15 protein-coding genes are annotated in these 12,269 nt (G+C 64.0%); 9 read left to right on the top strand and 6 right to left on the bottom strand.

Going from position 1 to position 12,269, the window contains the following annotated elements:
* Positions 1-6: 6 nt before the first annotated feature.
* Positions 7-1,197: a DUF3667 domain-containing protein gene (locus GRI42_RS09615; RefSeq protein WP_160608285.1), complete on the bottom strand. Its 1,191-nt coding sequence runs from the start codon at positions 1,195-1,197 to the stop codon at positions 7-9.
* A gap of 107 nt (positions 1,198-1,304) precedes the next feature.
* Positions 1,305-1,649, bottom strand: a complete 345-nt coding sequence (rpoZ, locus tag GRI42_RS09610) for a DNA-directed RNA polymerase subunit omega (RefSeq protein WP_160608284.1) — start codon at positions 1,647-1,649, stop codon at positions 1,305-1,307.
* 112 nt (positions 1,650-1,761) lie between these two features.
* On the opposite strand from rpoZ, the gene GRI42_RS09605 reads away from it, so the two are divergent.
* Positions 1,762-2,949 (top strand): phospholipase D-like domain-containing protein, encoded by a 1,188-nt coding sequence (locus tag GRI42_RS09605; RefSeq protein WP_160608283.1) that lies wholly within the window; start codon positions 1,762-1,764, stop codon positions 2,947-2,949.
* Between the two features lie 3 nt (positions 2,950-2,952).
* Here GRI42_RS09605 and GRI42_RS09600 read toward each other — a convergent pair whose 3' ends face one another.
* Positions 2,953-4,476, bottom strand: a complete 1,524-nt coding sequence (locus tag GRI42_RS09600; protein ID WP_170290014.1) for a replicative DNA helicase — start codon at positions 4,474-4,476, stop codon at positions 2,953-2,955.
* 138 nt (positions 4,477-4,614) lie between these two features.
* Here GRI42_RS09600 and GRI42_RS09595 point away from each other — a divergent pair, with 138 nt between their 5' ends.
* From GRI42_RS09595 to GRI42_RS09580, 4 genes are read left to right on the top strand one after another with little or no spacing between them, the layout of a single operon-like run.
* Complete coding sequence (locus GRI42_RS09595; RefSeq protein ID WP_160608282.1) at positions 4,615-5,118, top strand: UPF0262 family protein; 504 nt, start codon at positions 4,615-4,617, stop codon at positions 5,116-5,118.
* 2 nt (positions 5,119-5,120) lie between these two features.
* Positions 5,121-5,831, top strand: coding sequence for a glycoside hydrolase family 25 protein (locus GRI42_RS09590; RefSeq protein WP_325065321.1), 711 nt, complete (start codon positions 5,121-5,123; stop codon positions 5,829-5,831).
* 18 nt (positions 5,832-5,849) lie between these two features.
* Positions 5,850-6,254, top strand: coding sequence for a cytidine deaminase (locus GRI42_RS09585; RefSeq protein ID WP_160608281.1), 405 nt, complete (start codon positions 5,850-5,852; stop codon positions 6,252-6,254).
* Entirely contained in the window at positions 6,251-7,273 is a 1,023-nt protein-coding gene (locus tag GRI42_RS09580) for a S66 peptidase family protein (RefSeq protein WP_160608280.1), read from the top strand. The genes GRI42_RS09585 and GRI42_RS09580 overlap by 4 nt, the downstream gene beginning before the upstream one ends.
* A 1-nt stretch (position 7,274) precedes the next feature.
* Here the strand turns inward: GRI42_RS09580 and GRI42_RS09575 are convergent, their stop codons facing one another.
* Together GRI42_RS09575 and GRI42_RS09570 are read right to left on the bottom strand one after the other, a co-directional pair.
* Entirely contained in the window at positions 7,275-8,414 is a 1,140-nt protein-coding gene (locus GRI42_RS09575; protein ID WP_160608279.1) for a M14 family metallopeptidase, read from the bottom strand.
* Complete coding sequence (locus GRI42_RS09570; protein WP_160608278.1) at positions 8,411-9,016, bottom strand: DUF4136 domain-containing protein; 606 nt, start codon at positions 9,014-9,016, stop codon at positions 8,411-8,413. Before GRI42_RS09570 ends, GRI42_RS09575 begins: the two co-directional genes overlap by 4 nt.
* 125 nt (positions 9,017-9,141) lie before the next feature.
* Between GRI42_RS09570 and galE the strand changes: the two genes are divergently transcribed.
* The 3 genes from galE to GRI42_RS09555 all read left to right on the top strand — a co-directional run bounded on the left by galE (position 9,142) and on the right by GRI42_RS09555 (position 11,084).
* The gene (gene galE, locus GRI42_RS09565; protein ID WP_160608277.1) at positions 9,142-10,155 is read left to right on the top strand and encodes a UDP-glucose 4-epimerase GalE; all 1,014 of its coding nucleotides are present in this window, start codon (positions 9,142-9,144) and stop codon (positions 10,153-10,155) included.
* 93 nt (positions 10,156-10,248) lie between these two features.
* On the top strand, positions 10,249-10,374 hold the full coding sequence (ykgO, locus tag GRI42_RS09560; protein ID WP_006833921.1) for a type B 50S ribosomal protein L36: 126 nt from the start codon (positions 10,249-10,251) through the stop codon (positions 10,372-10,374).
* Positions 10,375-10,472: 98 nt separating this feature from the next.
* Positions 10,473-11,084 (top strand): HAD family hydrolase, encoded by a 612-nt coding sequence (locus GRI42_RS09555; protein WP_160608276.1) that lies wholly within the window; start codon positions 10,473-10,475, stop codon positions 11,082-11,084.
* Positions 11,085-11,163: 79 nt separating this feature from the next.
* Here the strand turns inward: GRI42_RS09555 and GRI42_RS09550 are convergent, their stop codons facing one another.
* Complete coding sequence (locus GRI42_RS09550) at positions 11,164-11,508, bottom strand: CC_3452 family protein (protein WP_160608275.1); 345 nt, start codon at positions 11,506-11,508, stop codon at positions 11,164-11,166.
* 189 nt (positions 11,509-11,697) lie between these two features.
* On the opposite strand from GRI42_RS09550, the gene GRI42_RS09545 reads away from it, so the two are divergent.
* Entirely contained in the window at positions 11,698-12,252 is a 555-nt protein-coding gene (locus tag GRI42_RS09545) for a winged helix-turn-helix transcriptional regulator (protein WP_160608274.1), read from the top strand.
* Positions 12,253-12,269 lie beyond the last annotated feature (17 nt).

Genomic DNA, 12,269 nt, shown 5'->3' with positions numbered 1-12,269 from the left:
CAGGGGTCAGAAGGCTCCGAGCAGTAGGAGGAGCTGTAGGAAGATCAGCAGCACCACCATGATGAAGAGCGAGAGTACTGAAAAACGCCACAAGGCGCTGAACCGTGACAGACCGTAGGCCCCGCGCAGGTGTTTGTAGATGTGGATCGGCGGGATCAGCAGGCTTCCCGCGTATATCAGGGCCTGCGGCGCTCCGGCCAGTCCCAGCAATGTGACCGTGAGCGTCAGCAAGGACATGAAGCTGAGCGAATAAGTCACGAAGATCGCATGATCGTAGGCTCCGAAGCGCCATTTCCATGCGAACAGCAGCCAGACGAAGGGCACTGATAGCGGGATCAGCAGCCAGCTGAACTTGTAGAAATTCGTCTGTAGCTTGTAGAGCATTAGGCCCGGGTTGGTCCGCCACTTGTCGAGCGCATTGTCGATCCACTCGATGTCCGAGACGCCGACGTTCATCCTGAGATCCTCGTCCTCGTCCAGCATGACGTCGGTCGAACCGTCCGGGTTCGCAGCGACGGACGGCCCCCCGGCGGCTGCCTTGTCACTATCCGGCCGTGCTGCCTTCTTCAGGAACGGGACCTGCTCTTCCGCGAGGTGGATGGCGTCGAGCTGCTCCTTCGTCTCTGCAAGTTGCTGCTGGACGCGCTGCCTTTCCGCCGGGTCGAGGTCGGGCTGCTTGAGATCCTGTTCCAGCGATGCTTGCCGCTCTTCCACCTTGGCAATTTCCGACGCCGCGAGTTCGCGCATCTGGGCGCCGGTATCGCCCTGGATATCCGTGGGCGTGCTGATGCCGGCGAGTTGGAAGACCGCGAACATCAGGAAGATCGAGAAAAGGAACAGGCCCATGGGCGAAACGAACCGCGCGCGTTCGCCTTCGATGTAACGGCGGGTGAGTTCGCCGGGCTTGAACATCAGCATCGGCAGGGTGCGCCAGGTCTTGCCGTCGAAATGCAGCGCACCGTGCAGCAGGTCATGGAGGAAAGCGCCGATGGTCCGGTGGAGGTGCGCCTGCTGCCCGCAGCTGTGGCAATGTGCCCCGACCAGCGCGGTGCCGCAATTGAGGCAGACGTCCTCGGCGAAATGACCCTTCTTCAGCGGCTGGCCTTCCCTGGGGCCGTTACCCTTGCCGCCGCCGACAACGCGCGCGAAGAGCCCGCCTTCCACGGCGGTCCCCAGCGCTTCCCCGATCTCGCTCATAGGCCCTCCTGTTACACGCGCCTTATTGTGGCGCGTCTGGGCCTGCAACGCAAAAGGCCGCCCCGAAGGGCGGCCTTTCAACTGGTTTCCGGCAATGTTCCAGTCGGTTAGCCGTCGTAGTCGGCGCCGATGGAGGTCGAGCGGGTCGGAGCCGAGGCGGTGATGCGCAGGGCTTCTGCCGACTGGCTGAGCGAACCGATTTCATCCATTTCGTCGTCGTCGTCCGGCAGGATCTTCTGCAGGTTGGTGACGGCAGCTTCCTGGAGGTCCTTGGGCTTGATCGTCTGTTCGGCGATCTCGCGCAGGGCGACGACCGGGTTCTTGTCGCGATCGCGATCGATGGTCAGTTCCGCACCGCCGGAAATTTCACGCGCACGCTGGGCAGCGAGCAGCACGAGATCGAAACGGTTGGGGATCTTGTCTACGCAGTCTTCGACGGTAACGCGCGCCATTGGGCACTCCGATGTAAATCAAGTGATTCCGGGAAAGCGGGCCAGATAGGCTGCCGGGGGCGAAAGGTCAAGAATTTGCGCCGCGCGCGACCCGCGCTAAGGCTGGCGCTGCATGGCCGAGCAAGCGACAGTGCCCGCCGCAAGCGGATATACCGACCCGCCGCCCTTCTCGGCCGAGGCGCAGGGCCAGTCGCTGACCTTTTTCCCCGCCGGCAAGGATCGCCGCGATGCGCTGCTCGAACTCGTTGCGTCGGCGCGCGAAACGCTCGACGTCTGCTTCTACATCTTTGCCGAGGACGAGGTCTCGACCAGCCTGCGCGATGCCTTGTGCGAAGCCGCCTCGCGCGGGGTCGACGTCACGCTGATCATCGACCGGTTCGGTGCTTCGGCCAAGGACGAGTTCCTGAAACCGTTGAGCGAGGCGGGTGGCCGCTATCACTATTTCAGCCCGCGCCTGGGCTTCCGCTATCTCATCCGCAACCACCAGAAGATGGTCATCGCCGACGGCGAGCGCGCCATGTTCGGCGGCTTCAATATCGAGGACGACTATTTCGCCCCGCCCGAGGCCAATGGCTGGAACGACCTTGCCATCCTGCTCGAAGGCGACGCGGTGGAAGGGCTGTCGCGGTGGTTTGCCAAGCTGCGCGGCTGGACCGAGAACGAGCACGCCCATTTCCGGGCGATCCGGCACACGGTGCGCGACTGGTCGTGGAAGTCGGAGGACGGAGAGGCGCGCTGGCTGGTCGGCGGTCCGACCCGAGGCCTGTCTACCTGGGCGCGATCCGTCACCCGCGACCTGGTCGAAGGCGAGAAGCTCGACATCTTCATGGCCTATTTCTCGCCGCCCTACACGCTGCTGCGCCGTATCGCGCGGGTAGCGCGAAAAGGACAGACGCGCCTGCTGATGGCCGCGAAGAGCGATAACGGCGCCACTCTCGGCGCAACGCGGTCGCTCTACAATTACCTGCTGAAGCGCGGCGCGAAGATCTGGGAATTCACGCCCTGCAAGCTGCACACGAAACTCATCGTGCTCAACGATGCGGTCTATCTTGGCAGCGCCAATTTCGACATGCGCAGCCTCTATCTCAATCTGGAGATCATGCTCCGGATCGAGGACAGGGCGCTGGCGGACAGGATGCGCGCGTTCCTCGAAACGCACTATGCCGCGTCGGAACGGATAACGCCCGAACTGCACCGCAAGCGTGCCACTATCTGGAACCGCATCCGCTGGTCGGCAGGCTGGGTGCTGGTGTCGGTGATCGACTACACCGTGACCCGGCGCCTAAACCTCGGCATCTAGCCGCTATTCGTAGTCGTCGTAGCCACCGCGCAGTTCGGGCGAGGTGAACTTGGTGAATTCGCTCTGGAACAGCAGCGGCACGTTGCCGGTCGAACCGTGACGCTGCTTGGCGACGATCAGCGTCGCGCGGTTCACCAGTTCGAGATGCCGCGCTTCCCAGTCGGCATATTTCTGGCGCACGTCTTCGCTGCTGGTCTCGTCCGGCGTGTCGGGCTTCAGCGCGTTGTGGTAATATTCGGCGCGGAAGATGAACCACACCATGTCGGCATCCTGCTCGATCGAGCCGGATTCGCGCAGGTCCGAAAGCTGGGGGCGCTTGTCCTCGCGCTGTTCCACCGCACGGCTCAGCTGCGATAGCGCGATGACGGGAACGTTGAGTTCCTTGGCCAGCGTCTTCAATCCGCGGCTGATCTCCGAAATTTCGTTCACGCGGTTGTCGTTCGCGCGGCCCGAACCCTGCAGCAGCTGCAGATAGTCGACGATGACCAACCCGATGTCGTGCCGGCGCTTCAACCGGCGGGCGCGGGTGCGCAGCGCGCCGATGGTGAGGCCGGGCGTGTCGTCGATGTAGAGCGGAAGCTCGTTGAGTTCCTGGCTCGCGAAGGACAGACGCTGGAATTCTTCGCGGCTCAATTTGCCCGAACGCAGCTTCTCGCTCGAAATTTCGGCGGTTTCGGCAAGGATACGCGTGGCCAGCTGGTCTGCGCTCATTTCTAGGCTGAAGAAAGCCGTGGCGGCTCCTGGCGATTCGCTACGGGCGATGCCCAGCTTCTCGTCGTCCATCAGGCGCCGCGCGGCATTGAACGCAATGTTGGTCGCAAGCGACGTCTTGCCCATGCCCGGACGTCCGGCGAGGATGATGAGGTCGGAATTGTGCAGGCCGCTGGTCTTGTCGTTGACCGTGTCGAGGCCCGTCGTCTTGCCCGAGAAGCGGCCGCCCGAATTGATCGCTGCCTCGACCATCTTCAATGCGCCGAGCGCGGCGGTGCGGAAATCCTGCGCCTCGCTGCCCGATGTCGCGCCTTCGGCGACCTTGTAGAGATCGGCTTCGGCCTGGCTGATGCGGTCCATCGGCGCGACTTCGTCCGATGTGTCGAGCGCTCCTTCGACGAGGTTGCGGCCGACGTGGACCAGTTCGCGCAGCAGCGCGAGGTCGTAGATTTGTTCGGCCAGCTTGCCGGTCGCAAGCAGGCCCTGTCCGTCCTGCGTCAGCCGGGCGAGATAGGTCACGCCGCCCAGCTGCTTGAGCGCCTCGTCGCTCTCGAAATAGGGCTTCAGGGTAACCGGCGTGGCGATCGAATTGCGGTCGAGCAGCTTGTGGATGCGTTCGTAGATGCGCTGGTGCACCGGCTCGTAGAAATGATGCGGCTGCAGCGGCGTGTTGAGCTCCTGCACGACCTGGTTGTCGATCAGCACCGCGCCGAGGAACGCGGCCTCCGCCTCGATGTTGCTGGGCAGCACCTGCCCCTGCTTTTCGGGCGCAGGAGTCGAATCATCGGGACGGAAAAGGAGATCGGTGTCGGCCATGCGCGGCACCATGGGCGAGGGGCGGATTCGCCACAAGCGCAGTGTGACCGCAAGACGACGCCTGCCCTTGTGGATAGCGGGAATAACGAAGAGGCCTTGCCCCGATGTGTCGCAGTTGCGAAAGCGGGCCTGCAAGTCATGACCGAATCCGCCAGCACCTCCACCGATTATCGCATCGCGCAGATCGATCTCGACGAAGAGACGATCATCTGGCGCAATGCGGATATCGAGCAGGAACGCCGGATCGCGATCTTCGACCTGATCGAGGACAATACGTTCAAGCCGCTGCGCGCGGTCGAGCGCGGGGCGACGGGCCCCTACCACCTCAAGCTGGCTGTGCGTGACGGGCGGTTGCTGATGACCGTGGCCAATACCGATGGCGTGATGGTGGAAGAACTCCTGCTCGGCCTTGCGCGCTTCCGCCGTCCGATCCGCGAATATTTCGCCATTTGCGACAGCTATTACCAGGCGATCCGCAAGGCGACCGCGATGGAGATCGAGACGATCGACATGGCCCGGCGCGGTGTCCACAACCGCGCAGCCGAACTCCTGCTCGAACGGCTCGAAGGCAAGGTGGAAACCGATTTCGCCACCGCACGCCGGCTCTTCACGCTCATCTGCGTCCTGCACATCAAGGGCTGAGCATGATGGCGCGGCGCAAGAAGAAGGCCTCACGCGGCTGGGCATTCAAGCTGGTACTGCTTCTCGCGGTGGCTGGCGCAGCCGCGGCCACATGGAAGTGGAACGAGGATCGCAACTGGCGACCCGACGAAGAGGCATACCCCGACCAAGGCGCGCTGGTGGGCGAAGAGGACGAAAACGTCGATTTCACCGTGCTCAAGGGGCTGGGCGCAAGCTTCGTCTACCTCGAGGCCAGCAAGGGTGCGCGGGACAAGGACGCGGCCTTCTCCGACCACCTCGCCGCCGCGCGAGAGGCTGGGCTTCAGGTCGGCGCGACCCATGAATTCGACCCCTGCGTCACGGCCGACGGGCAAAGCGCCAATTTCGTGACCATCGTGCCCCGCGACACGCAGCTCCTGCCGCCCGTCATCCGCTTAGCGCGCACGGCTGACGATTGTCCCGAGCGCGTGTCCGATGCCGCGGTACAGAGCGAGCTCCTGACGCTCGTCAACCAGATCGAGGCGCATACGGGCGCCCCGGTCATCCTTGCGCCGAGCGAGAGTTTCGAGGAGCGCTATCGTCCGGCTGCACGCTTGGAGCGGGCGCTGTGGCTGGAAGGCGACCTGGACGAGCCCGACTATGCAGGACGTCCCTGGACCATCTGGACGGCGAATACCGCCCATACCAGCGAGGCCGCGGACACGCCGCTGCGCTGGCTGGTCGTCCAGCCCTGATCACGCTAAGCGGTGAGCATGAGTGACGACGACCTGATCGCCGCCGCCCGAGAGGCCGCCGCGAACTCCTATTCGCCCTATTCCAATTTCGCCGTGGGGGCCGCCCTGCTGTTTGCCGATGGCAGCGTGGTGACGGGCACCAATATCGAGAACGCCAGCTACGGCCTTGCACTGTGTGCGGAGACGGTAGCGGTTTCCAAAGCCATGGCCGACGGTGTGCGCGGAGGCCTTGTGGCAGTTGCCGTGACCGGTCCGGGCGAAATGCCGATCACGCCGTGCGGCCGGTGTCGCCAGGTGCTCAACGAATTGGCGCAACTGGGCGGTACTGACCCGGCAATCCTGTGCGTGGGACCTGATGAAGTGCGGCGCACCACTCTGACCGCCCTGCTACCCGAAGCATTCGGCCCGGCGAGCCTCGTGTGACCACGCGCCGTGCCGCACTGGGCGGCATGGCAGCCGCATTGGGGGCGCTGGCGGCACCTTTCCCCGCACTGGCAAAGTCGCGCCGTATCGCGCCGCGCCTCAGGCAGGGCGACACCGTGGCACTGGTCGCGCCGGCAAGCGCAGCCTCGGAACGCGAAATCGCCAATTCGGAATTCACCCTGCGGGGCATGGGCCTCGTACCCAGGACCGGTGCCAATGCAGGCGCAAGGTCCGGCTACCTCGCCGGGACCGATGCGCAGCGCGCTGCCGACATCAACGCAGCGTTCGCGGACGAGACCGTGAAGGCCATCTTCGCCGTTCGGGGCGGCTGGGGCGGGGCAAGGCTCCTGCCCCTGCTCGACTGGGAGATGATCCGGCGCAATCCCAAGCTGTTCGTGGGCTATAGCGACAATACCGCGCTGCACCTCGCCATCGCGCGGAAAGCCGGATTTCCCACCCTCCACTCGCCCAATGCGGCCAGCCCTTGGCCGCGCAGCAGTTGGGAAAGCCTGTGGCGCCTCGCCTTCGCCGGCGCGACCCCTGTGCTGGGCGGTGCCGATGAGGAGCCCGAACTAGCCCAAGGTCCGCAGGGACGGACTATCAGGGAGGGGACGGCAAAGGGGAGGCTGCTCGGCGGCAATCTCACCGTGCTTTCGACTTTGATGGGCACGCCATGGGTGCCCGATTTCGACGGTGCGATCCTGTTCCTCGAGGACGTGAACGAGGCGGAATACCGGATCGACCGGATGCTCCAGCAATTGCAGCTGGCAGGGGCGCTGGGGCGGGTGTCGGGAGTCGTCTTCGGCCGGTGCCGCAGCTGCGCGAGCGACGAGCCCGACTATGCCGGTTTCACGCTGGACGAAGTGCTCGACCAGCACCTCGCCCCGCTCGGCATTCCGACCTTCGTCGGATCGAACATCGGCCACCACCGCGGGCAGCTGGCGCTGCCGCACGGTGCGAAAGTGGAAATCGATGCCGGGGCGCGGACGATCCGGCTGCTCGAACCGATCGTCGCCTGACCTACTTGTCCTGCGCTTCCAGCCATTCGAGCAGGCTGGCAAGGCAATCGCGGGCCAGCATCTTGCAGCGTTCCGGCGACCAGCCCTGTTCCGGTTCGGGGCTTGCCGGATTGTCCTTGTAGGGCATCTCCAGCGTCATCGCGACCGCGCCGAAACGCTCGGCCACCTGGTTGGTGCTCATGGTGAGGTTCGCCTGGCCCGGCTTGGACTTCACATAGCCCTGCTCGGTCTGGAAATCGGGCGTGCGGCGGTCGAGGATCTTCTCGAAGTTGTAATAGCCTTCGCCCTGCTCGTCCTTCCAGCTCGGGATGCCTTCGAAGCCGGCGATGAAGGCGACAGGGATCGCCTCGTCGCCGTGGACGTCCATCGCGAAGTCGACGCCCGTTTCGTCCATCCGATTGCGGATAGCGAGGACTTCGGGGCTCTTTTCGGCCGTCGGTTCCGCCCATTCGCGGTTGAGGTTGATGCCCGCGCCGTTGACGCGCAGGTTTCCGCGGCGCGATCCGTCGGGATTGCAGTTGGGCACGACATGGAGGCGGCACCGCTGGCGCAGCAGACGCCCGACGCTGTCGGCAGGATCGGTCAGCACCTCGAGCGCGCCTTCCATCCACCATTCGGCCTGCGTTTCGCCCGGGTGCTGGCGGGCGTAGAGCCAGACCTTGAATTCGCCTTCGCCCATTTCGAGGCAATCGATGGGCTGGCCGTCGAGCGTGGTGCCGAGGCAGCGGTAGTCCACGCCTTCGCTCGACGCGGCTTCTGCGACGAGGTCGTGGTGACGCTCCATCGAATAGGGCGCAAAGTAAGCGAACCACACCACGTCGCTTGCCGGAGAGTAGCGGATCGTCAGCGTGCCGCCGTCCTCGTCCTTGTCATAAGAAGAGGCGGCGCGGCCCCAGTAATCGCGGTCTTCCGAAACGCAGGCATCGTAGCCCGGCCAGCCGCCCGGATAAGCGCTGGTTTCGAGGTCGCGGATCTTCAGCACAAGCTCGCGCCCCGCCGCGCCGGTCACGCGGAAATGGAACCACTGCTTGAACTCGCTCTTGGTATCGAGCGGGATCGCCAGGTTCGCACTGGCGCCATCGATCGACAGCACTTCGATATTGCCGCTGTCGAATTCGGCATCGATCCGGATATCGCTCACTTGGGAACCTCTACTTCTATCGTTTCGCCATTGTTGCCGGGAAAATCGCTGAACAGCGCGGCGGCGAGGGTCTGTGCGTTTGCTTGCGCTTGCGCAAGGGGCGAGTTGTCGGGAACGCGCAGGTCGGCGCGGCCTTCCCACAAGTTGGCTTGCGATGCGGCGTCGCGGATGGTGACGGACAGTTCGCTGCCCAGCTTGTCCCGCTCGCCGCCGCCCAGATTGATGCCGATGCCGACACCGACGCCGGAGCCATAGCTGCCGGTCCGCCCGCCGACGCCGACGGTAACCGGCGAGCGCCTGCCTTCCGCGGTCTGGACGTATCGTTCGAGCGTAACCGTGGCGATCTGGCGGGCGGAAGCCCGGTCGGTCTCGGTATAGCCCAATGCCCGAAGCTGGGCAGCGACGGCGGACTTGTATGGCATAAGGGCGAGGCTGTCAGTGTCCTGCGCTCCCGATCCTGCGAGGAAGATCGTGCCTTCGCCGAGGCGGGCACTTGCTTCCGGTGCGACGAATCGCGTGACCTGCACGGGGCCCGGCGCGGTGGCGCAGGCCGAGAGTGCAAATGTGCCGAGGGCAGCGAATGTCAGGGCGATCCGGTTCATTTTGGGGGCTCTTTCGACGATGGGCGTTAAAGAAAGAAGAACGCGTGACAGGCGGCAAAGGCTCCGGACCGGAGTTTCCGGCCGCACCGATTGCGCCGCCCACGCGATCTGCTAGGCGCGGGCGCATGGATAGCATAACGAAGATTCCCGTCCTTGTGACCGGCGGTGCCGGCTACATCGGTAGCCATGCAGTGCTGGCCTTGCGCGATTCCGGCTGGCCGGTGGCGGTGATCGACAACCTGTCGACCGGGTTCAAATTCGCCGTGCCCGACGATGTCCCGCTTTATGAAGGCGATATTGCCGACGGCGATCTGGTGGCGCAAATCATCGCCGAGCAGAGCATTAAGGCGATCATGCATTTTGCCGGCTCGGTCGTGGTGCCAGAATCGGTAGAGAACCCGCTCAAATATTACGACAACAACACGGTGAAGAGCCGCGCCCTGATCGAGGCGGCAGTGAAGGGCGGGGTCGAACACTTCATCTTTTCTTCCACCGCAGCGACCTACGGGACACCCGAGACCACGCGGGTTTCGGAAGATACGCCGCAACGCCCGATCAACCCTTACGGCTGGTCGAAGCTTATGACCGAACAGATGCTGTCCGACGCCACCGCCGCGCACGGGTTCAACTTTTGCGCCTTGCGCTACTTCAATGTTGCAGGCGCCGATCCGCAGGCGCGGACCGGACAGTCGACCGCCGGCGCGACCCATCTCATCAAGGTCGCCTGCGAGGCGGCGACGGGCAAGCGCGACGGGGTCTCGGTCTTCGGCACGGATTTCGACACCCCCGACGGCACCGGTGTGCGCGATTACATCCATGTCAGCGACCTTGCCGCGGCCCATGTTCTCGCGCTCGAGGCGCTGATTGAGGAGCCGACCCGATCGTTGACCATGAACTGTGGTTACGGGCGCGGCTTCTCGGTCCTCGAGGTGCTGGATGCCGTCGACCGGGTGACCAATTCGCGGATCGACCGGCGGATGGAGCCGCGCCGTGCCGGCGACCCGGGCGAGCTGGTATCCGATCCATCGCGCATCAAGGCTACGCTTCCATGGCAGCCCAAATACGCCGATCTCGACCAGATCATCGGCCATGCGGTTCAGTGGGAGCGCAAACTCGGCGAAATTCGCGGAGATGCTTGACGGGAATCACCCCCGTCGCTAACGGGCGCGCTTGAATTTGGCGCGTCGGGGCTCCAACTCCGGCGCGTATTTATTTGCTAGACGAGATATACCATGAAGATCCGCAACAGCCTCAAGTCGCTCAAGAGCCGGCACCGCGATTGCCGCGTGATCCGTCGTCGCGGGCGGACCTACGTCATCAACAAGACCAACCGTCGCTTCAAGGCTCGCCAGGGCTAAAGTATCTGGCGTGCGGCGCCGCTGGCGTCGCGACTGGTTATCCGACCGGCCCGGCTCCCGAGGGAGTGCGGGCCGTTCGCATTCGGGAAGGGGCGATAATGGTAGCGAGCGTGGAAGCCGTCGTGTTCGACGTAGGGCGCGTACTCTACCAGTGGCAGATCGCCTCGCTGTTCGAGAAGATCGTCGACGACAAGGCTCGGCTGCGAAAGCTGCTCGACGAGGTCGTCACCGAAGAATGGCATTTCCAGCACGATCGTGGCCGTCCGCTCGGGGAAATGGTGCCCGAACGCATCGAGCTTTATCCCGATTTCGCCGAAGAGATTCGCGCCTATGCGACGCGGTTCAACGAAACGATCCCCGGCCCGGTCGAAGGTAGCCACGAGCTGGTCGAGAGGCTCGATGCACAGGGCGTGCCGCTGTTCGCGATCACCAATTTCGGCGCCGAGTTCTGGGCCGGCTTCCGCCCGACCGCACCGATTTTCGACCGCTTCCGCGATATCGTCGTCTCCGGCGAGGAATGCCTCGCCAAGCCCGACCCTGCGATCTTCACGCTGGCGGAAGAGCGATTCGCTTTGCACCCGTCCGCAATGCTGTTCATCGACGATAACGAGGCGAACATCGAATCCGCGCAAGGCTGCGGCTGGCAGGTCCACCACTTCACAGATGCCGCCAGACTCGAAGCCGATCTTTCCGCACGCGGGCTGATCTGAAAAAAGGCCCCAGCGTTTCCGCCGGGGCCTTGGAGTTCCACCCTGATGGAGAGGGGGTGGGGGGTCTGGTTGGGCGGCCTTAGCCGTTGCACTGCGCCAGCTTGTCGGCTTCCAGCGCTTCGCCCTTGGCGGTGAAGGAAACCACTTCGCCGAGGTCACGGTTCAGTTCGCGGCACACGCGCAGCGGGCGCGAGGTGCCCTTGGTGCCGACGCAGGTCGTGTCGGCGCAGGTCCATGCGACGCCGCCGGCAATCACGGTACGCTCGGCAGCAGGCTGCGCGAGTTCGGCGGTGTAGAACGGGCCGTTCGACGGCTTCGCTTCAACCACGGTCGGCGTGACGAGCGCTCCGAAGGTCAGCGTGGTGTAGGCGAAAGCGGTGGCGAGAACGCCCAGATGAGCGGTGCGGTTCAGGGAGAGGGTCATGGTCAAGCTCCGATATTTCATTGCAATTTTCTCAACTGGCCTTGCGAAAATTGCAATCTAGGTTTTCATTTGCAACTGGTTGCGAATCGCTACCTATGCCGATAGGTTTCGTGATGCAACCCATTTTTTCGAAATATTTGGCTTTGGCGAAAACTGCGCTAAATAGGTTTCACGGGAAGGACTGATTTTATGGGCGACATCCGCGAACCACTGCGCGAACTCACCGAATGCGGCTTGCCGCAGGCACTCGAAGTCATGGGCGAACGCTGGAGTTTCATGATCTTGCGGGCCAGCTTCAATGGCCTGCACCACTTCGAGGAATTCCTCAGCGAACTGGGCATCGCCCGCAATATCCTGTCGAACCGGCTGGCCAAACTGGTCGAACACGGCATCCTCAAGCGCGATCCTTGCCCGGATGACCGCCGCAAGATCGAATACCGCCTGACCGACAAGGGCTTCGACCTGCTGCCGGCCATGGTGGCTCTGCGCCAGTGGGGCCAGAAATACGGCGCCGAAGTGGTCGAGAACCCGGTGCTGGTGGACGAGCGCGATCGCCTGCCCATCGGCCCGACTTCGATCCTCAGCCATGATGGGCGCCTCTTGGGCCCGGCGGATCTCGCTCTGGTCGAACGCAAGAACCTCGGCATCCGCGCCGACGGGACCAAGGCGGAACCGCATGCCATCATGAAGAACGGCTCGGTCGTCGACATTGCGTCCGCTCGCAAGGCCAAGGACGCCGCCTGAGCGAACCGGTCGAGCGC

The organism is Qipengyuania gaetbuli (genome assembly GCF_009827315.1).
Taxonomy (GTDB): domain Bacteria; phylum Pseudomonadota; class Alphaproteobacteria; order Sphingomonadales; family Sphingomonadaceae; genus Qipengyuania; species Qipengyuania gaetbuli.
This window is presented reverse-complemented; position numbering and strand designations above follow the sequence as displayed.